This is a genomic window from Actinocatenispora sera, from assembly GCF_018324685.1.
GTDB classification, from domain to species: domain Bacteria; phylum Actinomycetota; class Actinomycetes; order Mycobacteriales; family Micromonosporaceae; genus Actinocatenispora; species Actinocatenispora sera.
This window is the reverse complement of the sequence record NZ_AP023354.1, coordinates 1,614,220-1,636,541: the sequence shown is the minus strand read 5'-3', so window position 1 is coordinate 1,636,541 and position 22,322 is coordinate 1,614,220. Positions and strand designations below refer to the sequence as shown.

Annotated in this window: 21 protein-coding genes; 11 read left to right on the top strand and 10 right to left on the bottom strand. The window is 71.7% G+C overall.

The window, feature by feature from the left end; all coding sequences use genetic code 11:
• Positions 1-26 precede the first annotated feature (26 nt).
• From Asera_RS07805 to Asera_RS07795, 3 genes are all read left to right on the top strand, one after another.
• On the top strand, positions 27-1,967 hold the full coding sequence (locus Asera_RS07805) for a Xaa-Pro dipeptidyl-peptidase (protein WP_030447746.1): 1,941 nt from the start codon (positions 27-29) through the stop codon (positions 1,965-1,967).
• 189 nt (positions 1,968-2,156) lie between these two features.
• On the top strand, positions 2,157-3,224 hold the full coding sequence (locus tag Asera_RS07800) for an NADH:flavin oxidoreductase/NADH oxidase (protein ID WP_244843781.1): 1,068 nt from the start codon (positions 2,157-2,159) through the stop codon (positions 3,222-3,224).
• Between the two features lie 844 nt (positions 3,225-4,068).
• Complete coding sequence (locus Asera_RS07795; RefSeq protein ID WP_030447744.1) at positions 4,069-4,899, top strand: aldo/keto reductase; 831 nt, start codon at positions 4,069-4,071, stop codon at positions 4,897-4,899.
• Positions 4,900-4,966: 67 nt separating this feature from the next.
• Here the strand turns inward: Asera_RS07795 and Asera_RS07790 are convergent, their stop codons facing one another.
• A complete protein-coding gene (locus Asera_RS07790) occupies positions 4,967-5,770 on the bottom strand; it encodes a protein phosphatase 2C domain-containing protein (RefSeq protein ID WP_051802585.1) in 804 nt (267 codons plus the stop codon).
• A 193-nt stretch (positions 5,771-5,963) separates the two neighbouring features.
• On the opposite strand from Asera_RS07790, the gene Asera_RS07785 reads away from it, so the two are divergent.
• Together Asera_RS07785 and Asera_RS07780 are read left to right on the top strand one after the other, a co-directional pair.
• Positions 5,964-7,328, top strand: a complete 1,365-nt coding sequence (locus Asera_RS07785; protein ID WP_051802584.1) for an MFS transporter — start codon at positions 5,964-5,966, stop codon at positions 7,326-7,328.
• Between the two features lie 120 nt (positions 7,329-7,448).
• Positions 7,449-7,943, top strand: coding sequence for a hypothetical protein (locus Asera_RS07780; RefSeq protein WP_030447741.1), 495 nt, complete (start codon positions 7,449-7,451; stop codon positions 7,941-7,943).
• Between the two features lie 120 nt (positions 7,944-8,063).
• Here the strand turns inward: Asera_RS07780 and Asera_RS07775 are convergent, their stop codons facing one another.
• The 4 genes from Asera_RS07775 to Asera_RS07760 are packed head-to-tail and all read right to left on the bottom strand — an operon-like array spanning position 8,064 to position 13,255.
• A complete protein-coding gene (locus Asera_RS07775; protein WP_035297526.1) occupies positions 8,064-10,082 on the bottom strand; it encodes a beta-galactosidase in 2,019 nt (672 codons plus the stop codon).
• A gap of 37 nt (positions 10,083-10,119) precedes the next feature.
• A complete protein-coding gene (locus Asera_RS07770; RefSeq protein WP_084132120.1) occupies positions 10,120-11,025 on the bottom strand; it encodes a carbohydrate ABC transporter permease in 906 nt (301 codons plus the stop codon).
• A complete protein-coding gene (locus Asera_RS07765; RefSeq protein ID WP_035297525.1) occupies positions 11,022-11,918 on the bottom strand; it encodes a carbohydrate ABC transporter permease in 897 nt (298 codons plus the stop codon). Before Asera_RS07765 ends, Asera_RS07770 begins: the two co-directional genes overlap by 4 nt.
• Positions 11,918-13,255: an ABC transporter substrate-binding protein gene (locus Asera_RS07760; RefSeq protein WP_035297522.1), complete on the bottom strand. Its 1,338-nt coding sequence runs from the start codon at positions 13,253-13,255 to the stop codon at positions 11,918-11,920. Before Asera_RS07760 ends, Asera_RS07765 begins: the two co-directional genes overlap by 1 nt.
• Before the next feature lie 126 nt (positions 13,256-13,381).
• Between Asera_RS07760 and Asera_RS07755 the strand changes: the two genes are divergently transcribed.
• The 5 genes from Asera_RS07755 to Asera_RS07740 are packed head-to-tail and all read left to right on the top strand — an operon-like array spanning position 13,382 to position 16,601.
• The gene (locus Asera_RS07755; RefSeq protein WP_030447736.1) at positions 13,382-14,149 is read left to right on the top strand and encodes an SDR family NAD(P)-dependent oxidoreductase; all 768 of its coding nucleotides are present in this window, start codon (positions 13,382-13,384) and stop codon (positions 14,147-14,149) included.
• Positions 14,146-14,856 carry a FadR/GntR family transcriptional regulator gene (locus tag Asera_RS07750; RefSeq protein ID WP_030447735.1) on the top strand — a complete coding sequence of 237 codons (711 nt, stop codon included), beginning with the start codon at positions 14,146-14,148 and terminating at the stop codon, positions 14,854-14,856. The genes Asera_RS07755 and Asera_RS07750 overlap by 4 nt, the downstream gene beginning before the upstream one ends.
• Positions 14,853-15,521 (top strand): enolase C-terminal domain-like protein, encoded by a 669-nt coding sequence (locus Asera_RS33545; protein ID WP_280529714.1) that lies wholly within the window; start codon positions 14,853-14,855, stop codon positions 15,519-15,521. Before Asera_RS07750 ends, Asera_RS33545 begins: the two co-directional genes overlap by 4 nt.
• Before the next feature lie 11 nt (positions 15,522-15,532).
• Entirely contained in the window at positions 15,533-15,994 is a 462-nt protein-coding gene (locus Asera_RS33540) for an enolase C-terminal domain-like protein (protein ID WP_280529713.1), read from the top strand.
• A gap of 58 nt (positions 15,995-16,052) precedes the next feature.
• Positions 16,053-16,601, top strand: coding sequence for a DUF6879 family protein (locus Asera_RS07740; RefSeq protein WP_051802583.1), 549 nt, complete (start codon positions 16,053-16,055; stop codon positions 16,599-16,601).
• A gap of 44 nt (positions 16,602-16,645) precedes the next feature.
• On the opposite strand, the gene ehuA is transcribed toward Asera_RS07740, so the two are convergent.
• The 4 genes from ehuA to ehuB are packed head-to-tail and all read right to left on the bottom strand — an operon-like array spanning position 16,646 to position 19,810.
• Positions 16,646-17,482, bottom strand: coding sequence for an ectoine/hydroxyectoine ABC transporter ATP-binding protein EhuA (gene ehuA / locus Asera_RS07735; RefSeq protein WP_280529712.1), 837 nt, complete (start codon positions 17,480-17,482; stop codon positions 16,646-16,648).
• Positions 17,472-18,119 (bottom strand): ectoine/hydroxyectoine ABC transporter permease subunit EhuD, encoded by a 648-nt coding sequence (gene ehuD, locus Asera_RS07730; protein ID WP_030447731.1) that lies wholly within the window; start codon positions 18,117-18,119, stop codon positions 17,472-17,474. The genes ehuA and ehuD overlap by 11 nt, the downstream gene beginning before the upstream one ends.
• Positions 18,116-18,871, bottom strand: coding sequence for an ectoine/hydroxyectoine ABC transporter permease subunit EhuC (gene ehuC / locus Asera_RS07725; RefSeq protein WP_030447730.1), 756 nt, complete (start codon positions 18,869-18,871; stop codon positions 18,116-18,118). The genes ehuD and ehuC overlap by 4 nt, the downstream gene beginning before the upstream one ends.
• 27 nt (positions 18,872-18,898) lie before the next feature.
• On the bottom strand, positions 18,899-19,810 hold the full coding sequence (gene ehuB, locus Asera_RS07720) for an ectoine/hydroxyectoine ABC transporter substrate-binding protein EhuB (RefSeq protein WP_030447729.1): 912 nt from the start codon (positions 19,808-19,810) through the stop codon (positions 18,899-18,901).
• A 400-nt stretch (positions 19,811-20,210) separates the two neighbouring features.
• Between ehuB and Asera_RS07715 the strand changes: the two genes are divergently transcribed.
• Positions 20,211-20,924: a GntR family transcriptional regulator gene (locus Asera_RS07715; protein ID WP_212804528.1), complete on the top strand. Its 714-nt coding sequence runs from the start codon at positions 20,211-20,213 to the stop codon at positions 20,922-20,924.
• A gap of 50 nt (positions 20,925-20,974) precedes the next feature.
• Here Asera_RS07715 and Asera_RS07710 read toward each other — a convergent pair whose 3' ends face one another.
• Positions 20,975-22,237, bottom strand: a complete 1,263-nt coding sequence (locus tag Asera_RS07710; RefSeq protein ID WP_051802581.1) for an MFS transporter — start codon at positions 22,235-22,237, stop codon at positions 20,975-20,977.
• Positions 22,238-22,322: the final 85 nt, after the last annotated feature.

Genomic DNA, 22,322 nt, shown 5'->3' with positions numbered 1-22,322 from the left:
TGATCGCGCCGTCGAGGGGAGATGTCGTGGAAAACCGTCGTTCCCGCCGAGCCGCCACGCTCGCGATCGCTCTGGTCACCGCGCTGCTGACGCTGGTCGGCGCGCTCACCGCACCGGCCGCCGCCGCACCGCCCCCGCTGCCGTACGTGCACGGTGGCCAGACCGTGCCCACCTACTCCTACGCGGACGCGGTGCGGGAGAGCGTGCAGGTCGACACGCACCTCGACAGCGACCACGACGGCACGCCGGACACCATCGCGGTGGACATCGTCCGGCCGCGCACCGCGACCCGGGTGCCGGTGATCATGGAAGCCTCGCCGTACTACTCGTGCTGCGGGCGGGGCAACGAGTCGCAGGTGAAGACGTACGACCAGAACGGCACGATCCTGTCGATGCCGCTCGCCTACGACAACTACTTCGTGCCCCGCGGGTACGCGTTCGTCGCCGTCGACCTGGTCGGTACCAACCGGTCCACCGGCTGCGGTGACGTCGGCGGGCCGGCCGAGATCGGCAGTGTCAAGGCGGTCATCGACTGGCTCGACGGCCGCGGCACGGCCCACTACCGGGACGGGCGAACGGCGCGACCCGGCTGGACCACCGGCCGGGTCGGCATGATCGGCAAGTCCTGGGACGGCACCCTCGCCAACGGTGTCGCCGCGACCGGGGTGCGCGGCCTGGCCACCATCGTGCCCGTCTCCGGCATCTCCAGCTGGTACGACTACATGCGGCTGGACGGGGTGCCGCGCGCCACCGACTACCCGGGCTGGCTGGCCAGCGCGGTGAACGGCCGGCCGGCCGGCACCTGCGACGCGGTACAGGCCGACCTGAACACCGCCGGCGACGACGCGACCGGTGACTACAACGACTTCTGGGCGGCGCGCGACTACGTCCGGGACGCGAGCAAGGTGCGGGCCAGCGTGCTGATCGCGCACGGCCTGAACGACCAGAACGTGTTCGCCCGCAACTTCTCCCGGTGGTGGCATGCGCTTGCTGCGCACCACGTGCCGCGCACGCTGTGGCTGCACCAGGAGGGGCACACCGACCCGTTCGACATCGACCGGGGTGCCTGGATGACGATGCTGCACCGCTGGTTCGACTACTGGCTGCAGGGCATCCACAACGGCGTGATGGGCGGCCCGAGGGTGCGGGTCGAGCGGGCGCCGCAGCAGTGGCAGCAGCAGGCCGACTACCCGGCGCCGGGTGCCCGGCCGGTACGGCTCGGGCTCGGTGCGGGTGACGGCGGTGCCGGCACCGTCGGGGCCGGTCGCGGGTCCGGCACGGTCGCCCTGACCGACAACCCGAACCTGACCGAGACGCAGGCGGTCGGTGACCCGAACGCAGCGCGGGACGACCGGGCCGCGTTCGTGTCCGCCGCGTTCTCCGGCACCACCCACCTGTCCGGTACCCCGACCGTCACGCTGCGGTTCCGGTCCGACAAGCCGGACACCGAGCTGACCGCGAAACTGGTCGACTACGGCACCGCCGCCCGGGACGACTACCTGGCCAACGATCTGAGCGGGATCGAGAACCTGGACACCCGGTCCTGCTGGGGCGAGTCCACCGCGGACGACTCGGCCTGCTACCTGGACACCGCCGAGATCGTGCGGACCACCGACTACGGGGTGCTGTCCCGCGGCTGGACCGATGCCGCGCACCACACCGGGCTGACCCGGTACACGCCGGTCACCCCCGGCCGGTGGTACTCGATCACCATCCACCTGCAGCCGCAGGACCAGCTGCTCGCCGCCGGACACCGCCTCGGCCTGGTCCTCTCGCTGTCCGACGAGGAGAACACCACCCCGTCCGGTACCGGCGCGACGGTCACCGTCGATCTGGCGCACTCGACCCTGGCGCTGCCGGTCGCCGGCGCCACCCACCTCGGCGCCGCGACCGCCGCGCCCCGGCTGACCGGCGCCTCGCCGGCGGCCCCGGCCAGGCGCTCCACTCCGACCCGGCTGCTGCCCTGACCTCGGCCGGAACGCGGCGCGGACCCGACGGTCCGCGCCGCCGGCGGCCGGCCCGAAGCCGCCGCCCCGCCCGACCCGGGTGGGGCGGCCGCGTTGAGACGACCGTCACGGGACCCCACCGGCCTGTTGCGGGCGCCGCGGATCCGAGTAGGTTTCGCTCGTTGATTGTGAAACTATTCGGAGGTACCGGTGGGTGAGCGGGTCGAGCCGGTGCTGTGGCGGCCGTACTCACTGCGCGGCACCACGTTCCGCAACCGCGCCTGGTTGTCCCCGATGTGCCAGTACTCGTCGCACGACGGGTTCCCGACCGATTGGCACCGCACGCACTATCCGAGCCGGGCGATCGGCGGCGCCGGGCTGGTGCTGTTCGAGGCGACCGCGGTGAGCCCGGTCGGCCGCATCTCGCCCCTGGACGCCGGCCTGTGGTCACCCGAACACGCCGAGGCGTACCGGCCGATCACGACCGCGGTGGCGGCCGCCGGCGCGGTACCGGGGGTGCAGCTCGCGCACGCCGGGCGCAAGGCCTCGACCCGGGCACCGTGGCACGGCCGTGGCTGGGTACCGCACCAGGAGGGCGGCTGGACGACCATCGGCCCGTCGCCGATCGCGTTCGAGGGCTCCCCCGCGCCGGTAGCAATGTCCACTGTGGACATCGATCGGCTGGTGGCAGACTTCGTTCGCGCCACCCAACTCGCCGTGCACGCCGGGTTCGGCGTGATCGAGCTGCACGCCGCACACGGGTACCTGCTGCACCAGTTCCTCAGCCCGCTGGCCAACCGGCGCACCGACCACTTCGGCGGCGACCTGGCCGGCCGGATGCGGCTGCCGCTGACCGTGGTCGACGCCGTTCGCCGGGCCTGGCCCGCCGACCGGCCGCTGTTCGTCCGGATCTCCGCCACCGACTGGGTGGAAGGCGGCTGGACGCTCGCCGAAAGCGTGGTGTTCGCCAAGGAACTCGCCGCCCGCGGCGTCGACCTGGTCGACGTCTCCTCCGGCGGCACCGCGGCCGACGCGACGGTACCGGTCGGGCCCAAGTACCAGGTGCCGCTCGCCGCCGAGATCCGGCGCCAGGCCGGCGTACCGGTCGGCGCGGTCGGGCTGCTCGAAACGCCCGACGCCGCCGCCGAGGTACTCGTTGCCGGGGACGCGGACGCCGTCTTCGTCGGGCGCCCGATGCTCCGCGATCCGTACTGGGCTCTCCGCGCACCGGACGCACCCCACGCCGCCTGGCCCGTCCAGTACCACCGAGCCCTCTGACCACCTCTATACGCTGAGGTGGGCCCGAAGCGCCGGGGCACGGCTGGCGTGCGTCCGGCGCTGGCGGTGTAAAGCCCACCCCCGTCCGACCCTGCGCTTCCGGCGTGCTGGGGTGAAGGCTCCCTCTGCCGCGGCGCGCTCGGCGTGCGGGTGTAAAGGCCACCTCTGTTCACGCTTGAACCCCGCGTGGGGGAATGCGAGGAGAGGGCTTCGCCCCCTCCTCGCGCTCCTTCCCCGCCAAGGGGATTCCCCTTGGCCATCCCCTTACCCATCCCGGTGATGGTGCCCATCGACGCCAAGCGTGCGTCGAAGAAGAACGGGGAACCGGCCCGGCCTACCCATCACGGCAACGCCCGCCTCGCAACGCGTCGCGTCGCTTCGCTTCACGTCCCGGCGGCCCGCAGGCGGGTGGGGTTGGTTGTTGGCGTGGCGGGCTTGGCGGCGATGGGTAGGCCGCACCGACACCCCGTTCTTCCGAAACGGCCAGGCGGCGTCAGGACCCGATCACTGTTTTTCCGACGGGGGATTGTCAAGGGGGCGACTGCCCCTTGACGGGGAGGGGTGTGGGGAGGGGCGAAGCCCGCTCCCCACGTTCCCCCCACGAGGGGTGAAAGAAGGAACAGAGGTGGCCTTTACACCACAGCAAAAGCGCACGCAGCGGCGAACAGGGAAGCGCTTCACACCGCAGCAGCGCACGCAGCGCGAACAAGGGTTGACACCGCCAGCGCGAGCGCGCGAACAGGGGTGGGGTTGAGACCGCCAGCGCGAGCGCGCGCCAGCCGGGCACCGGCGCTTCGGGTGTACCTCAGCGCACAGAGGTGCCATAGCGGCTTAGGGTGGGGGGATGGGGCGAGTGCCGGGGTATGCGATCGGTGCGGACGTGGAGCTGCCTGCGGTCGGGTTGGGTACGTACCCGATGCGGGACGAGCAGGCGACGACGGCGGTGCGGGACGCGTTGGGGCTGGGGTACCAGCTGATCGACACGGCCGCCGCCTACGGCAACGAGGAGGCGGTGGGCCGCGGGATCGCGGCGGCGGGGCGGGCGCGCGCCGACGTGTTCGTGACCACGAAGCTGCGCGGCCGCGATCACGGGTACCAGCAGACGCTGGCGGCGTTCGAGGCGTCCCGGCTCGCGCTCGGCCTGGACTTCCTCGACCTGTACCTGATCCACTGGCCGCTGCCGCGCATCGACCGGTACGTGCAGTCGTGGCGGGCGATGGTGACGCTGCGCAGCGACGGCCTGGTGCGGTCGATCGGGGTCAGCAACTTCACCGTGGCGCAGCTGGACCGGCTGATCGAGGAGACCGGGGAGACACCGGCGGTCAACCAGATCGAGCTGCACCCGTACTTCCCGCAGGAGCAGCTGCGCGCCGCGCATGCGGTGCGCGGGATCCGGACCGAGTCGTGGAGCCCGCTGGCCCGGTCCGCCGCGCTGCTGCGGGAGCCGGTGGTGGTGGCCGCTGCGCGCCGGCACGGCGTCGAGCCGGCGCAGGTGGTGCTGCGGTGGCACGTGCAGCTGGGTACGGTGCCGATCCCGAAGTCGTCGTCGCCACAGCGGCAGGCGGCGAACCTGGACCTGTTCGGCTTCGAGCTGGATCGGGCGGAGATGGCGGCGTTGAGCGGGTTGGCGCGCGGCCGGCAGGGCGGCGACCCGGACGTGCACGAGGAGTTCTGACCGTTCGGCCGGGCTCGGCGGAGTTGGGCCGGTCCGTCGCCGGCCGCGCCGGTCCTGCCGGCACGGGTCAGTCGAACGTGCACCAGGCGGCGGTCGCGTCGTCGTACTGCTTGCCGCGCGGGAACCGGATCGCGGTGGGGTCGGCGCCCTCGGCGGCTCGGGTGCGGCGCACCAGCTCGGCCGGGTCGGCGGCGGCGAGATCGAGCAGTGCGGGCCAGCTCAGCTCGCCGAACTCGACGAGCCGGGTGGCGCCGTCGGTGGCGAGCAGCACCCCGTCGATGCCGGTGACCGGGGTGGTTCCGGTCAATGCCTCCCGGGCGGCGGCCGGATCCGTTGCGGCGACCCAGAACCCGCCCGGTCGGTTCAGCTGCGCCGAGCGGGCCGCGCTGCCGGCCCGGTCGCGTTCGGCGCGGGCCGGGCTGTCCAGCGCGATCGGCGGGCCGGGCAGTCGCACCGCCGCGATCCGCTCGTCGCACACCACCTCGATGCCGTGGCCGGCGCCGCGCCGGTCGAACACCACGGACGAGTCGGACAGCACCAGGTGGTCCAGCACGTCGTCGCGCTGCCGCAGCATCGTCACCGTGCACGCCGGCGTGTCCACATTGGACAGATCGCATCCGTCCCGGTGCGCGGCGGTGACCGTCTCGATCGCGCCGGCCAGCGCGTCCGGCAGGGTCTCGGCCGGATTGCCGGCCCGTGCCAGGAGCTCCGCCGCGAGCGAACGGACGTACCACGGCACGCCGTGCCGGCAACCGCGCCGCACCTCGCCGCCGAGGCTGTCCGGCACGCCGCAGCCGTCCAGCACCACCACGACGTCACCGCGGTGAGCCAGCAGATCCTCGTTCGGCTTGCCCGGCCTCGGCTCGCTCACACCCGTCACCCGCATGCCCCCAAGCTTAGAGGTCCTTGGCGGAAGGGGCTGTCGGCCATCCCACGCCCCTCGTCTGCGGACCTCGGGGAGATCCCGCCAGAACCTCCGATGCGGTGCCGCCGCGGCGACCGGAAGGTGGAGGTTTCTCACACCCCGGCGCCGGTTCACCGTTCCGACACTAGATTGGGCGATCGTGAAGGCTGTCGCGGTGCCCCGTCGGTACGTGGCGGTCATCGCGCTCGGCACCCTGCTCAACCCGCTGAACTCGTCGATGATCGCGGTCGCGCTCGTCTCCCTGCAGCACGCGTTCGGCGTCGGGTTCGGCACCGCCAGCTGGCTGGTGTCCGGGTTCTATCTGGCGGCGTGCGTCGGGCAGCCGCTGATGGGCCGCCTCGCCGACCGGTTCGGCCCCCGGCGGGTGTACTGCGTGGGGCTCGCGGTGGTGTGCGCGGCCAGCGCGGTGGCACCGTTCGCGCCCGGGTTCGGCCTGGTGCTGGCGTGCCGGGTGCTGCAGGCGATCGGTACCTCCGCGGCGTTCCCGGCCGGCCTGGCGCTGATCCGGAGGGCCGCCGGCACCGGGACACCGCCGGCCGGCGCGCTGGGTACCATCGCCGTCGCCAACTCCGCGTCGGCCGGCTTCGGACCGGTACTCGGCGGGTTCCTGGTGGCGTTCGCCGGCTGGCAGGGCATTTTCCTGGTGAACGTCCCGCTCACCTTGACAACGCTGGTCCTGGCGCTGAAGGTGTTGCCGCGCGACGAGCCGGCCGGCACCGCACGCACCGGGTTGGTCCGGCTGATCGACCCGCTCGGCATCCTGCTGTTCAGCGGCACCCTGGTGGGCCTGCTCGGATTCCTGCTCGCGCTGCCGCACCATCCACTGTGGATACTGCTGCCGCTGGTCGCGGTCTGCGCGGTCGGAATGATCTGGTGGGAGCTGCGCTCCCCGATGCCGTTCCTGGACGTCCGCGGCTTCGCGCGCAGCCCCGCGCTGACCGGCGTGCTCGGCCAGCAGGCCGCCATCCAGCTGGTGTTCTACGGGGTGTTCTACGGCCTACCGATCTGGCTGGAGGAGTCCCGGCACTACTCGACCGAGCAGGCCGGGCTGCTGATGCTGCCGATCGCCGCCCTCGGCGTACTGGTGACGCCGGTCGCCGCACGCCTGGTCGGCCGGTTCGGGCCGCGGCTGCCGCTGCTGCTCGGCTCGGTCGGGCTGCTGGCCGGTTCGCTGCTGGTGTTCACGCTGCACGACGCCACTCCGGCAGTCGGCATCCTCGGCGTGGCCGCCGTGCTCGGGCTGCCGAACGGCCTCAACAACATGGGACTGCAGGCCGCGCTCTACTCCGCGGCGCCGGCGGACGGCACGGGGATGGCGGCCGGCCTGTTCCAGACCGCCCGGTACGTGGGGGCGATCCTGTCCACCGCGCTGATCGGGCTGGTGCTGGAACCCCCGTCCGCGATCGGGCTGCACCGCATCGCCGTGGTGATGAGCGGGTTCGCGGCGCTCCTCGTCGTCGCGGCGATCACCACCCGCCGCTCCGGCACCGCCCGGCGGCCCTGACCGCCGGAAGCGCGCGGAACGCCGCCGGACGCCGCCGCCGGACGCCGCCGGCGGATCCGCCCGCCGCCGTACCGCCGGGCCGGGATCGCGGCGCGGGGCCGCTTGCGCGACGATGACGCCATGCCACTGAAGGTCCAGCTACGTCCGAACGCCGCCTACCTCGCACTGCTGGCGGCCGGGGTGATCCTGCTCGGGTTCGGCGCCGTCGCCACCGGCGCGGTCCGGTACCTGGGCTTCGTGTTCGGGGCCGCGCTCGTCGTACTGCTCGGCTACCCGGTGGTGCTGAGCACGATCTGCCGGATCCCGGTGGTGGTCGTCGAGCCCGACGGCATCCGGCTGCCGCTGATGGGGGTACGGCTGGGTTGGGCCGATGTGGCCACGGCGCGGCTCGGTGTCACCCCCGGTGCGCCCGGCCGGCCGGTACTGCTGATCGTGCCCGTCGATGCCGGGGCGACGATCCGTTCGATGCGGCCATGGCTGCGCCGGCAGGGCCGGGACGAACTCAGCAGGTACGGCAGTCCGGTGGTGCTGCAGCAGGCGTCGCTGAACCGGCCGCTGGGTGAGGTCCTGGCCGCGATCGAGGCGGCCCGGGCCGGCCGGCAGGTCACCGGCTGAGCGGCCGTGCCCAGCTCGACCGGACCGCGACACCGCGGTGGCCGGCCGGCCGCTCGGCGGCACTGCGGGCGGCTCACCGCAGACTCAGCGGCACGGCGCCGCAGCGCCGCAAGGCGGGATTCAGCGGCGGAGGACGGCGACACCCCGGGGGGCCAGCCGCACCTCCCTCAGCGGTACCGACGGGTTCGTGAGCAGGTCCGGCGCCGGGGTGGCGAGCGGTACGACGGCCGGTTCGATGCCGTGGTTGAGCAGCACGACGTGATCGCCGCGGATCCCCGCCTGCACCCCGTCGGGCAGGTTCGGCAGCACCGGCTCGACCCCGGCGGCGCCGCGCGCGGCGTCCAGCACGGCACGCATCGTGGCCGGATCCGGCCGGGTACCGAGGTACCAGGCGGTGCCGGCGCCGTGCCGGTGCCGGGTGATCGCCGGCCGGCCGGCGAGCTCGCCGCCGGCGAAGGTGGCCAGCACCTCGGCGCCCTCCGGCTCGATCCACTCGGACCAGAGCGTGCCGTGGCCGCCCGGTGTGGACAGCGCGCCGGACAGACCGATGGTGCCACCGCTCGGCAGCGGCCAGAACTCGTCGATCCGCAGCCCGAGCAGTCCCCGCAGCGGCGCCGGGTACCCGCCGAGGTAGGCGCGGTCGTCCGCGTCCACGATGCCGGTGAAGAACGACACCACCAGCGCGCCGCCACCCTCCACGTAGGACGCCAACCGGGCCGCCGCGTCCCGTTCCAGCAGGTACAGGTTGGGCACCACCACGAGCCGGTAGCCCGCCAGATCCGCCGTCGGCGGTACCACGTCGCACGGCACGTGCGCATCGAACAGCGGCGCATAGTGCGCCAGATGCGCGTCCAGCAGGTCCAGGTCACCGGACGGGTGCGAGTCGAGTTCCAGGCCCCACCAGGAGTTCCAGTCGTGCAGCAGCGCCACCTCGGCGTGCACGGTGGTGCCGGGCAGTTCCGGTACCGCGGCAAGCTCGTGGCCCAGAGCCCGCACCTCCCGGTAGGTGCGGGTGTTGGTGCCGCCGTGCGGGACCATCGCGGAGTGGAACTTCTCCGCCCCGCCGGCGGTCTGCCGCCACTGGAAGAACACCACCGCATCGGCGCCCTGCGCCACCGCCTGCCAGCTCCACAGCCGCATCAGGCCCGGTGCCTTGGGCGCGTTGCGTTCCCGCCAGTTCACCGCGGACGGTGCCTGTTCCATCAGCAGCCACGGCTGGCCGCCCCGCACCGACCGGATCAGGTCGTACCCGAGCGCCGCCGCCACGTGCGCCCGCGGATCGTACGGATCGGGGTATGAGTCGATCGCCGCGACGTCCTGGTGCGGCGCCCAGCGGTACCAGTCGAGCGCCTTCTGCACCAGCCCGACGTAGTTGGTCATGACCGGTACGTCCGGGGTGAGCCGGCGCAGGATCGCCTTCTCGGCCAGGTAGCAGTCGAGCTGCGCGTCGGAGGAGAACCGGGCGAAGTCGATCTGCTGGGCCGGGTTCGGGAACGTCGGCGCCACCCGCGGCGGCAGGATCTGCCCGAAGTCGGCGTACCGCTGGGCCCAGAACGTGGTGGACCAGGCGGCGTTGAGGGCATCGATGTCGCCGTACTTCTCGATCAGCCAGCGGCGGAAGTCGGCCGCCGACACGTCGCAGTAGCACGCCCGTACATGGCAGGCGAACTCGTTGCCGACGTGCCAGATGGCCAGCGCCGGATGGCCCGCGTACCGGGTGGCGAGCTGCTCGACCAGCCGGCCGGCGTGCTCCCGGTACACCGGGCTGGACGGGCAGAAATGCTGCCGGCCGCCCGGCGACAGGACCGTGCCGTCCACCGTGCGCGGCAGCGTCTCCGGGTACCGGTGGGGCAGCCACGGCGGCGGCGACGCGGTCATCGTGGCCAGGCACACCGACACCCCGGTCTCGGCCAGCCCGTCCAGCACCCGGTCGAAGTAGCCGAAGTCGTACTCCCCTTCCCGCGGCTCGACCTCGGCCCAGGAGAAGATGCCCGCGGTGACGAGCGAGACGCCGGCGTCGGCCATCAGCTTCAGGTCCTCGTCGCGTACCGCCCGCGGCCAGTGCTCCGGGTTGTAGTCGGCGCCGTAGCCGATCCGGCCCAGCTTGGCCCGTACCGCGGCCATCCGGTCGATGCTCATGCCACCTCCACAGCGGACCCGCGCGCGAGGTCAGCGGTCATGCCTTGACGCTTCCCTCGGTCAGGCCGGATCGCCAGAACCGTTGCAGCACCACGATCATGATCATCAGCGGGATCACCGACACCAGCGCGCCGCCGACCTCCAGCTGGTACAGCAGCGGCTGCCGGGACGCGAATCCCTGCCAGGAGGTGAGCCCGAGCGTGATCGGGTAGAGCTTGGTGTCGGAGAGCATCACCAGTGGCAGGAAGTAGTTGTTCCAGATTCCGACGAACTGGAACAGGAACACGGTCACCAGCGCCGGCGACATGATGCGCAGCACGATCCGGCGGAAGATGGCGAACTCGCTGGCGCCGTCGATGCGGGCGGCCTCCAGCAGGCCCGGCGGTACCGCGGCGTCGGCGTAGATCCGGCACAGGTAGACGCCGAACGGGCTGACGAAGCTCGGCAGCAGCACCGCCCAGTACGAGTTGGCCAGGTGCGCCTGCGCGAACAGCAGGTACAGCGGCAGCGCGAGCGCGGTCTGCGGCAGCATCACGCCGGCCAGCACGGTGTTGAACACCGCTTCCCGGCCGCGGAACGAGAACCGGGCCAGGCCGTAGCCGGCACCTGCCGCGAGCGCGGTCGCCACCAGCGCGCCGCCCCCGGCGTACACGATGCTGTTCAGGCCCCAGCGCAGGTAGATGTGGTTGTCGAAGGAGAACAGGTCGCCGAGGTTGGTGAGCAGCTGCGGATGGGCGAACCAGAGCCCGAAACTGCCGAACAGGTCGGTGCTGTTCTTGGTCGCCGACACGATCAGCCAGTAGACCGGGACCAGGAAGTAGATCGCGATCAGGCCGAGCACCGCGGTCAGGATGATCCGGGTGGACAGCGGCCCGGCGGACAGCCGGCCCCGCTTCTGTCTGGTGTGGACGGTCGTGGTCGGCCGTTCCATCGTGGCGGTCATCCGCGCCTCCTGCCACCGACCAGCCGCAGGAACCCGAACGACAGCATCGCGGCGATCAACGCCAGCAACACCGCCTCCGCCGCGGCGTAGTTGTAGTTGTTGTTGGAAAACGCGTCCGCGTACGCGGCGATGTTCGGCGTGTAGGTGCTCGTCACGTTGGCGGTCAACGGTTGCAGCACCAGCGGCTCGGTGAACAGCTGCAGCGAACCGATGATGGTGAACACGGTGGTGAGCACGATCGCGGGCCGGATCAGCGGCAGCTTGACGTGCCAGATCGCCTGCCAAGCGTTCGCCCCGTCGATCCGGGACGCCTCCAGCAGGTCACCCGGTACCGCCTTGAGCTGGGCGATGATCACCAGCATGTTGTAGCCGGCGAACTGCCAGGTGACGATGTTCGCGATCGACCACAGCACGGTGGTCGGGCCGAGGAAGTCGAGGGTGAGGCCGAGGTGGCCGCCGATCGACACCAGCGGACTGATCCCCGGCGTGTACAGGAAACCCCACAGGATCGAGGCGATGACCCCGGGCACCCCGTACGGCAGGAAGAAGGCGGAGCGGAAGAACCGCACGCCGCGCGCGGACGCCGCGTCCAGCAGCAGCGCGAGCACGGTCGCCAGCACGATCATCACCGGCACCTGCACCACCGCGTACCCGAGCACCCGGAGCACGCTCTGCACGAACGCGCCCTCGGCGAACACCGTGGTGTAGTTGCCGAAGCCGGCGAACACCTGGTGGGTGCCGAGTTCGCCGTAGAGCCCGGTGCGCTCGGTGCGGAACAGGCTCTGATACAGCGCGTAGCCGATCGGTACGATGAAGAACAGCAGGAAGAACAGGCAGAACGGTGCGAGAAACCCGATGCCCGGCGAGAGCCGTCGTCGCTTGCCGGTCGCCATCACCGCTCCTCTTTCGGGCCGGATGCCTTGAGCCCCTTGGCACGCAGGTCGTCCACGGTCTGACGCTGCGCGGTGCGCAGCGCGTCGATCAGCCTGCCGCGGCTGTTGACCGCGCCGGCGATCGAGGCGTTCAGGTGGTCCAGCGTCGATGCCGTGGTGGGCAGCCACAGCCAGCTGTCGTCGATCTGCTTGTCCGCCGCGGCGAAGACCTCGTTGTACCGCTGGCCGCCGAAGAACGGGTTCGGTCGGTCCAGGATCGTGCGGTGGTACGCGTTGTCCAGCGCCGGCCAGCCGTAGCCGCCCTTGATGAGCAGGTTGACGCTGTCCAGGTCGGTGTTGAGCCAGACCGCGAACCGCATCGCCTCCTCCGGGTACCGCGAGTTCGCCATCACCGCGGTCGACGAACCACCCCAGTTCGCCGCGGCCGGGTGCGAGGAGTCCCATTGCGGCATCAGCGCCACCCGCCACTTCCCGGCGGTACCGGCGGCGTTGCCCGTCAGCAGCGCGTCACCCCACTGCGGCCCGACCCAGCTGACGAGCTGGCCGCGCTGCAGCTGCGCGAACCAGCCGGACTGCATGTCCTGCTCGGCGAGGATCAGCTTCTCGTGCAGCAGCTCGTCCCAGTAGTCGCACATCCGGGTGCTGCCGGGATCGGTCATGTCGATCCGCCAGCTCTGCCCGCGCGCGGTGAACCAGTGCGCGCCGGCCTGCCACGCGAGGCCCGTCTGGTAGGCGGAGTTCGCCGGCGGGAACGCCATGATGTACGCGCCCGGGTCTGCCTTGCGTACCTTCGCGGCGGCGTCCCGGTACTGCGGCCAGGTCTTCGGCACCTCGATGCCCCACTTGGCGAACAGGTCGGCGCGGTAGAACATCGCCATCGGTCCGGACGCCTGCGGCACCGTGCGGACCCGACCGTCGAACACCCCCTGCCGCCACTGCCACGGCACGAACAGGTGCTCGTACCTGCCGATCCCGTAGCCGGTGAGGTCGAGCAGCCCGCCGTCGAGCATGAACGCCGGCAGGATGTGGTACTCGATCTGCGCCAGGTCCGGCGCGCCACCGGTGTGCACCGCGGCGTGCAGCTTGGCGTACCCGCCGCTGCCGCCCGGGATGATGGTGTCCAGGTGTACCTGCACGTCCGGGTTGCGCTTGTTCCACAGGTCGACGGGCGCGGCGATGCCGGGCACCCAGGACCAGAAGTTGAGCGTCACCTTCTCGCCCGGCTTGCGGTCCGGCCGGCCCGGTGGCGGCGCCACGCCGGTGCCGCAGCCGCCGAGCAGGCCGGTGCCGGCCAGGGCCGTGGTGGCGCCGCCGGCGAGCACCGACCGTCGTGTCATCGGGCGTGGCGATCCCATCCTTGCCCCTTTCGGTGCAAACCGGCGCGGGATGGGTCGAGCATCGCCAGGTGTGACATGCCTGTCAAGATGTATTCATAAAAAAAGAATTATCCTAGGGTGGGCCGCATGGCAGCAGAGACGACCGCGCCGGGCGGCGACCGGGGCCGGACCGCGGTGGTGACCGGCGCCGCCCGCGGCATCGGCGCCGCAACGGCGCGCCGGCTCGCCGCCGACGGCGCCCGGGTGGTGCTGACCGACGTCGACGACCTCGGCGCGCAGGTCGCGGCGGACATCGAGGCGGCCGGCGGGCAGGCGACGTTCGTCCCCGCGGACGTGGCGAGCGACGCCGACTGGGACCGCGTCGCCGCCGTCGCGCACCGGTACGGGCCGGTCGAGGTGCTGGTCAGCAACGCGTTCGTCGACCCGGCCCGGCCCCTGCACGAGACCGACCGGGACAGCTGGGACCGGCAGCTCGCCGTCTGCCTCACCGGCAGCTACCTGGCCGTGCGCACCTTCCTGCCGGACCTGCGCGAGCGGCGCGGCGCGGTCGTCGTCGTCTCGTCGGTGCACGCGCTGATCGGCCTGCCCGGCCACCCCGCGTACGCGGCGGCCAAGGGCGGGCTGGCCGCGCTGTGCCGCCAGCTCGCCGTCGAGTACGGTCCCCAGGTGCGGGTCAACAGCGTGCTGCCCGGCCCGATCCTGACCGCCGCGTGGGACGGCGTGGCCGAGGACGACCGGGCCCGAAGCGTCGAGGCCACCGCGGTCAAGCGGTTCGGCGACCCCGCCGAGGTCGCCGCGGTCATCGCGTTCCTCGCCTCCCCCGACGCGTCGTACGTGACCGGTGCGGCGATCCCGGTCGACGGCGGCTGGTCGATCACGAAGGCGTCGGCATGACCGAGTATCCGGGCCGCGGGTTGCACGGCCAGACCGTCGAGCTGATCGCGCACCGGATCCTGTCCGGCCGGCTCGCCGAGGGCGCCACGCTCGACATCCCGGCGCTGGAGGCCGAGCTCGACGTGTCCCGTACCGCGCTGCGCGAGGCACTGAAGGTGCTGTCCGCCAAGGGACTCGTCGGCGCCCGGCAGAAGCGCGGGACGTTCGTGCGGCCGCGCAGTGCGTGGAACCTGCTCGACGGCGACGTGATGCGCTGGCAGTTCGCCGCACCGGCGGCGACCTGGACGCGGTTCCTCGGCGACCTGGCCGAGGTACGTACCCTGCTGGAGCCGCCGGCCGCGCGGCTCGCCGCGACCCGGCGCACCGACGCCGACCTGGCCGAGCTCGACGCCGCACTGTCCGACATGGACGATGCCGTCGATCCGGATGCCGCGGTCGCGGCCGACCTGCGGTTCCACCGGGCGCTGCTGTCCTGCACACACAACGAGCTGCTCGGCCGGCTGGAGGTCGTGGTGGAACGCGCCCTCGCCGAGCGGGACCGGTTGGTACACGGCGGATCCGCGCCCGACCCGGTTCCCACCCACCGACCGGTACTCGAGGCGATCCGGGCCGGCGACCCGGACGGCGCCGAGATGGCCATGGACGAACTGCTCACCGCGGCCAACCAGCACGCCGCGGCACTGACCCGGGAAGCGGAGCGCGGATGAGGATCGCACGGATCGAGACGTTCCAGGTACCGCCGCGCTGGCTGTTCTGCCGGATCGAGACCGACGACGGGCTGGTCGGTTGGGGCGAGCCGGTCGTCGAGGGCCGCGCCGAGGTGGTCCGGACCGCGGTCGAGGTCGCCGCCGAGCACCTGATCGGCGCCGACCCGCTACGGATCGAGGACCACTGGCAGGTGCTGTCCAAGGGCGGCTTCTACCGGGGCGGGCCGATCCTGTCCAGCGCCGTCGCCGGCATCGATCAGGCACTGTGGGACATCGCCGGCCAGGCGTACGGGGTACCGGTGTACGCGCTGCTCGGCGGCCCGGTGCGGGACCGCGTACGGATGTACACCTGGGTCGGCGGCGACGAGCCGGCCGAGATCACCGACTCGGTCGGCGCCGCCGTCGCGGCCGGCTTCACCGCGGTCAAGATGAACGGGTTCGGCCGGATCGGCCGCGCCGCAACGGTTGCCGACTTGGCCGGCCTGGTCGACCGGGTCGGCGCCGCCCGCGCCGTACTCGGGGACGAGCGGGACGTCGCCGTCGACTTCCACGGCCGGGTCGCCTGGCCCACCGCACCCCGCGCGATCGCCGCCATCGCCGACCTGCACCCGCTGTTCGTCGAGGAGCCGCTGCCCCCGAGTACGGTCACCAGCTGCCCCGGCTGACCGGCTCGACGGTGCCGATCGCGACCGGTGAGCGGCTCTACTCCCGTACCGACTTCCTGCCCGCGCTCACTGCCGGGATCGCCGTCGCCCAGCCGGACCTGTCGCACGCCGGCGGCATCTCCGAGGTACGCCGGATCGGCGCGCTCGCCGAGACCTTCGACGTACCGCTCGCCCCGCACTGCCCGCTCGGGCCGGTGGCGCTCGCCGCGTCGTTGCAGATCGACTTCGCCACGCCGAACGTCCTGATCCAGGAACAGTCCATGGGCATCCACTACAACACCAGCAACGACCTGCTCGACTACGTCGCCGATCCGACCCCGTTCCGGTTCACCGACGGGTACGCGCTGCGCACCGAGACGCCCGGCCTCGGCGTGACGCTCGAGGAGGCCGCCGTCCGCGCCGCGGACGGCCGCGACCCCGGCTGGCGCAACCCGGTCTGGCGCCACCCCGACCACTCCCTTGCCGAATGGTGACCCGGCAACCGCGCCGCTGTCGCCGGAGTGCTGGCGGCGCCGACGTAGACTCCCGGCCATGGGCGAGCGACTCGGCGTCGACGAGGTCGACCGGCTCTGGCGCCGGTTCGAGCACACCGCGTTCCGGTTCGAGACGCTGCCTGCCTACCGGATCGAGAACGAACGGGCGCTGGTCGCCGAGTTCCTCGCCGGCGAACCGAACCGCCTGAGCTTCGTTCCCCGCGACCACGAACGGTCGGCACAGATCAACACGATGATCGGCCAGGGCCGGCAGGTCAGCCGGGTGCGGGTCCTGCACGAGCCGCCGAGCGGCTACGAGCGGTGGCAGCTGCTCTCGGGGCAGATCGCGCCGGGCGAACGGTTCCGCTGGATCTCGTACGACCGCGCGCTGTCGGTGGGGCTCCCGGTCGAGGCCGGCGACTGGTGGCTGTTCGACAGTTGCCGGCTGGTGCGCCTGCGGTTCACCCCGGACGGGGCCCCGCTCGGCGGCGAGCTGGTCGGTGACCCGGCGGTCGTGGTGCAGCACGCGGCCTGGCGTGACCTGGCCATGCACGTCGGGCTGCCGCGCAGTTCCTGGGTGCCCGGCCGGCCCGCAGCACCGAGGTGAGCCCGTGCCGGCGCCCCGTCCACTGTGGACGGGGCGCCGGTCGGTCAGCGCTCTTCGAGCACGGCACGCAGGAACGTCTGGGTGCGCTCGTTCTCCGGGTTCGAGAAGATCTTGTCCGGCGGGCCCTCCTCGACGATGCGGCCCTTGTCGAACATCAGGATCCGGTTGGACACGTCCCGGGCGAACTGCATCTCGTGCGTGACGATCAGCATCGTGATGGTCGTCGTCTGGGCGATGTCGCGCAGCACGTTGAGCACGTCGGCGACGAGTTCCGGGTCGAGCGCCGAGGTGACCTCGTCCAGCAACAGCACGTCGGGTTGCATGGCGAGCGCCCGGGCGATCGCCACCCGCTGCTGCTGACCGCCGGACAGCGAGGTCGGATGCTGGTTGACCCGGTCGCCGAGGCCGACCAGGTCGAGCAGCTGCTTGGCCCGCTCGACCGCCTCGTCCTTCGACAGCCCGAGCACGTGTATCGGCGCCTCGGTGACGTTCTCCAGCACCTTCATGTTCGGGAACAGGTTGAACTGCTGGAAGACCATGCCGATCTTCTTGCGGACGGTGCGCAGGTAGCGCTCGTTCGCCGGGACGAGCTGGTTGCCGCGCTTCATGTGCGACAGCGGCTCGCCCTCGACGTACACGACGCCGCCGTTGACCTTCTCCAGCGTCATCAGCAGCCGCAGGATGGTGGTCTTGCCGGAACCGGACGGGCCGATCAGCGTGACCCGCTCGCCCTGCGCGACGGAGAAGTCGAGGTGGTCGAGCACGATGTTGCTGCCGAACTGCTTGACCACCTGGTCGAACAGCACCATCGGCGTGCCCTCGGGCAGCTTCGGTGCACTGTCCACCGCGGACAGGTCGGGGATGTTGGGTTCAGTGGCCAAGGCGGTTCTCCAACCTTCGTACCAGCAGCGACGTGGGATAGCTCGCGATCAGGAAGATCGCCGCCGCCAACGTGAAGACCTCCAGGTAGCGGAAGTGGTCCGAGCCGTACTCCTGGGCCTCGAAGACCATCTCGTGCACGGTGATCACCGCGAGGAACGGGGTGTCCTTGAACATCGAGATGATGTAGTTGCCCAGGGCCGGGAGGACGTTGCGGACGGCCTGCGGCAGGATGACCGCCTGCCAGGTCCGGCCGCGCGCCATCGACAGCGCCGTCGCCGCCTCCCACTGTCCCTTCGGGACGCCGTCGATGCCGGCCCGGTACACCTCCGACATGTAGGTGGCGTAGTGGATGCCGAGCACCGACGCGCCGATCACGAACGGCGACAGCGACGGCAGCAGGACGTACACCGTGAACAGCTGCACCAGCAGCGGGGTGCTGCGGACGAACTCGACGAACGCGCGGACCGGCACCCGGACGAACCGGGCTGGCACCCGGCGCGCCATCGCCAGCAGCAGTCCGAGCAGGATCGCGATCACCGAACCGACCACGGTGGCGAGCAACGTGACCACAAAACCCTTGAGCAGCAGCGGAATGACGTCCTCGACGACACTCCAGTCCCAGATCGTGTGGTTCACATCGCTCTCCCCACACCCGTTCCGAGACCGACGCTCTGACCGGTCGGATCCGCCTCACGCAGGCGGAACAGGCCGCGCAATCCGGCGCCGCGCCCCAGGCGCGCCTTCGCCACCGACTCCAACGCGTTCATCAACAACGTGAAGATGTACGCCAGGATGAAGTAGACGACGAGCAGGAACAGATAGGACAGGGCCGTCTGCCCGGTCGCCGCCCGCAGCTGCTGGCCCTCGAAGGTCAGGTCGGCCACGGTGATCAGCGACAGCAACGGGGTCGACTTCAACAGCTGGATCAACAGGTTGTTGAACGGTGGGATCATGCCGATCCACGCCTGCGGCAGGATCACCAGCCGCATCCGCTGGAACGAGGACATGTTCAGCGCGGTGGCACCCTCCCACTGCGCCTGCGGCACCGCGTTGATCGCGCCGCGCACCACCTCGGCGCCGTACGCGCCGAAGTTGAGGCCGAACGCGATCACCGCGCACAGCAGCGCGCTGCTGATCTGGAAGCCCAGCACCGGAAGCGCGAAGTACAGCCAGAACAGCTGCACGTACAGCGAGGTGCCGCGGAAGAACTCGATGATGGTCCGGGCGATGCCCCGGACAACGAGGTGACGCGACCTGGCCAGCAGGCCGAGGATGAAGGCCAGCGCCAACGCGAGGATGGCGCCGAGCACCGTGGCCTCGACCGTGATCAGGGCAGCGGAACCGATGTTGCCCGCGGACTCGCCGAGCTGTTTGAAGAAGATTCCCATCTCAGGTCGTCAATCCCGGCCGACGGATCAGCCCTCGCACAGCGAGGCGGTGGTCAGGGTCGCCGGCGGCACGTTGACCTTGGTGAAGCCGTACTTGCCGATCAGCGAGGTGTACTGGGTCGGGTCGGAGGTGATCTTCTTCAGCTCCTTGTTGAACGCGTCCCGCAACTCGGTGTCGGCGGTGCGGAACACGGCGCCGCCGGCGCTGCTCTGCGGCTTGCCGTCCAGCTTCGGCTGGAAGGACGGGGTCACCTCGACCGGCTTGCCCTTGTTGATGTTCGCCAGCCAGCGCAGTGAGATGTCGGTCAGCGCGAACGCGTCGATCCGACCGGCCACCAGCGCGTCCAGCCCGTCCTGCTGCTTCGCGAACTCCTTGATGTTGCCGGACTTGACCCCGGCCGCGGTGGAGAAGCTCTTCTCGACGGCGGCCTGCAGCACTCCGACGGTGGCGCCGGCCTTGGCGACCGCCTTGAGATCGGTGAGGTGCTTCGGGTTGCCCTTCTTCACCAGCAGCGCGGTGGCGCCGACGAACTCGGGCTCGGAGAAGATGACCTCCTTGCACCGCTCCGGCGTGATCGCCATACCGGCGCTGACCACGTCGAACCGGTTCGCCTTGATGCCCGGGATCAGCGAGTTGAAGTCGGTCAGCACGCCGCGCATGTCCTTGACGCCCAGCTCGCTGAAGATCTTCTTGTGCAGCGTCGGCGCCTCGCCGACGAGATTGTCGCCCTGCTTGAACCCGTACGGTTGCTCACCCGCGAAACCGATGGTGACGAAGCCCTGCTTCTTGATCTTGTCGAGAGTGCTCTCCTTCGACTCACCGGTGCCGGTCTGGGTGCGCGAGCACGCGGCCAGCAGGCCCGGCACGGTGAGCAGCCCGCCACCGACCGCGGCGGAGCGAAGGAGCGTACGACGAGACCACCGACTGTTGTCCGTCACGGACCTCAACCTCCTCAGGCTTCGGACCCGGCGGCCACTCGGTGCCGCGTCGAGGTCCGGGCATGGCGGGCCAGCTCGGCCCGGAGTTCGGGCCTGAACGCTAGCACCGCTCGTATGTTTGTTGACATTAGGATCGTCGATAGTCTGCAACATGTTGGCGAACTGCGTTGTACCGTCTCGCCGGGTGAGCGCATCGGTCCGCCGTGTGAGCTACGGCCAACCGGCCGGGCCGCCCCTGGCGGTGCGTGGGTACCCCAAATAGGGTTCCGGTAATCCACGGGCGTGTCGCCGGCCAGCCATGACCAGACCAGGGAGGTGCGTAGCAGTGGCGAATTCTTCACATCGCCCTATTCGCCCCGCAACGCCGCTTCGGTCGGCCCGCGCGCAGAAGATCACCCCCGTGCCTCGCGAGTCCACTGTGGATCTGATTGCCGCCCGGCTGCGGCAGGCCATCTTCGAGGGCACCCTGCCGGCCGGTGCCCCCCTCGGCGAGGCCGAACTGGCCGAACAGCTCGGCGTCAGCCGTGGCCCGCTGCGCGAGGCGGCCCAGCGGCTGGTGCAGGAGCGACTGCTCACCACCACCCGCCGCCGCGGCCTCGCCGTGGTCAGCATGGACGCCGCCGCGGTCGCCGACGTCTACCTCGCCCGTACCGCCGTCGAGTGCGCGGCGTGCCGGGTCGTGTTGCGCGACAACGCGGTCGACCGCACCGTGCGCACCCTGAGAAGGGTCCACCAGCGGATGGTCCGGGCGAACAAGCGACGCGACGCGCACGCCGTCGGCGACACCGACATCGAGTTCCACCAGGCGCTGGTCGACGCGGCCGGCAGCCCCCGACTGTCCGCCAGCATCGCCACCCTGCTGATCGAGACCCGGCTGTGCACGTACTCGCTGGATCGCGAGTTCCGGGTCCGCGCCGACATGCCCGACTCGCACGCCGAGATCATCGACGCGGTCGAGGCCCGGGACGAAGCCGCACTGCTTGCCGTCGTCGAGCGGCACATGGCCGAGGCGGCCCGCCGGCTCACCGCGCCGACCAAGGTCGACACCATCTCCAGCCCGGCCCCCGCGGCGCCGCGACCGCTCGACCCGCTGGAACTCCCCCTCGACGACTGACACCCGGCTCGTCGGGTGTCGGGCGCGTCGAGCACCGAGTCATCGCCCGCTCACGCCTCGACCAGGGACTCGGGGCGGCGTGGTGCCGAGTCGCCGGCCGCAACTCCTGGCGCGACGAGGCCGGCCGAGGTGCGGGCCAGGCGGCGGTACGCGGTGGCCGCCAGCAGCAGCGCGATCAGGCCCGCGGCGACCGGGACGGCGAAGGCGCCGCGGAACCCGTACCGGTCGGCGAGGGTACCGGCGAGCCCGGCGCCGAGCGCGACGCCGGCGACGATGCCCGCGGCGAGCAGGGTGAGTACCGTCGCGGTGCGGCCGGGCGGCGCGATCCGTTCGGCCAGCGCGTACACGGTGATCAGGTAGGGCGCGACGAGCAGGCCGAGGACGGCCATCGCGGCGATCGCACCGGCTGGCCCGGAGATCGTCAGCAGCGCGGTGACCGCGACCGCGAGCGCCGCGGCGAACACCAGATACCGTGCGGGGTAACGGAACCGGGCCGGCAGCCAGGCGGTGGCGAGGCCGGCGGTGGCGCTGCCGACGCCCAGTACCGCATAGATCAGCCCGGCGGAGCCGGGCCGGCCGATCGAGCCGGCGAGTGCGGTGACTCCGGTCTGGGTGCCGCCGAAGATCGCGCCCAGCGCGGCCATCGCGAGGACCAGACCCAGCACCGTCCGCCGCGGCAGCCGGGCCCGCGGCGCGGCGGACCCCGACACCGCGACCGGGGCCGGCGCGGTCGGGTGCAGCGCGAACGCCAGCCCGGCCACCACCAGCAGCGCCGCCGCGATCAGCAGCGGGACCGCCGGCGGGAACATCAGCGCGCACAACCCGACCAGCGCCGGGCCGGCGACGAACGACGTCTCGTCGACCGCGCCCTCGTACGAGAACGCGGTCGGCACCAGCTTCCCGCGAGCGCGCAGCAGGTGCACCCAGCGGACCCGCATGAACGGCCCGACCTGCGGGGTGGCCAGGCCGGCGACGGTGGCGAGCGCGGTCACCAGCGACGCCGGGCCGTGCAGCAGGGCGGCCGCAACGAGCCCCGCGTACCCGGCGGCGTCCACCAGCGCGGCGACCAGCCCCACCGGCCGCTGGCCGTACCGGTCGGCGAGGGCACCGACCGCGGGACCGCCGAACGCGGCGCCCACGCCGAGCGCGGCGGTCGCGATGCCGGCCGCCGAGTACGACCCGGTGGTGGCGACCAGCAGGGTGAGCACGCCGAGCGGGCCCATCGCGTTGGGCAGCCGGGCAAGGAAGGACAACACCGGCAACCGCGGGCCGGTGGCAGCGAACAGCGCACGATAGGCACCCAGGGCGGGCACTTCGATTCCCCTTCAGGACGATGCGACGAATCCGATCGGCGCGCTAACCCACCCTCAGCGCGCCCGTCGGGTCGCTCGACCCGGG

What these genes read in the sequence shown, in the direction of transcription:
- Asera_RS07795 (WP_030447744.1), top strand. Translation starts at nt 4,069, where the DNA reads ATGGGGCGAGTGCCGGGGTATGCGATCGGTGCGGACGTGGAGCTGCCT.
- Asera_RS07780 (WP_030447741.1), top strand. Translation starts at nt 7,449, where the DNA reads ATGCCACTGAAGGTCCAGCTACGTCCGAACGCCGCCTACCTCGCACTG.
- Asera_RS07775 (WP_035297526.1), bottom strand. Translation starts at nt 10,082, where the DNA reads ATGAGCATCGACCGGATGGCCGCGGTACGGGCCAAGCTGGGCCGGATC.
- Asera_RS07770 (WP_084132120.1), bottom strand. Translation starts at nt 11,025, where the DNA reads ATGACCGCCACGATGGAACGGCCGACCACGACCGTCCACACCAGACAG.
- Asera_RS07765 (WP_035297525.1), bottom strand. Translation starts at nt 11,918, where the DNA reads ATGGCGACCGGCAAGCGACGACGGCTCTCGCCGGGCATCGGGTTTCTC.
- Asera_RS07760 (WP_035297522.1), bottom strand. Translation starts at nt 13,255, where the DNA reads ATGACACGACGGTCGGTGCTCGCCGGCGGCGCCACCACGGCCCTGGCC.
- Asera_RS07755 (WP_030447736.1), top strand. Translation starts at nt 13,382, where the DNA reads ATGGCAGCAGAGACGACCGCGCCGGGCGGCGACCGGGGCCGGACCGCG.
- Asera_RS07750 (WP_030447735.1), top strand. Translation starts at nt 14,146, where the DNA reads ATGACCGAGTATCCGGGCCGCGGGTTGCACGGCCAGACCGTCGAGCTG.
- Asera_RS33545 (WP_280529714.1), top strand. Translation starts at nt 14,853, where the DNA reads ATGAGGATCGCACGGATCGAGACGTTCCAGGTACCGCCGCGCTGGCTG.
- Asera_RS07740 (WP_051802583.1), top strand. Translation starts at nt 16,053, where the DNA reads ATGGGCGAGCGACTCGGCGTCGACGAGGTCGACCGGCTCTGGCGCCGG.
- ehuC (WP_030447730.1), bottom strand. Translation starts at nt 18,871, where the DNA reads ATGGGAATCTTCTTCAAACAGCTCGGCGAGTCCGCGGGCAACATCGGT.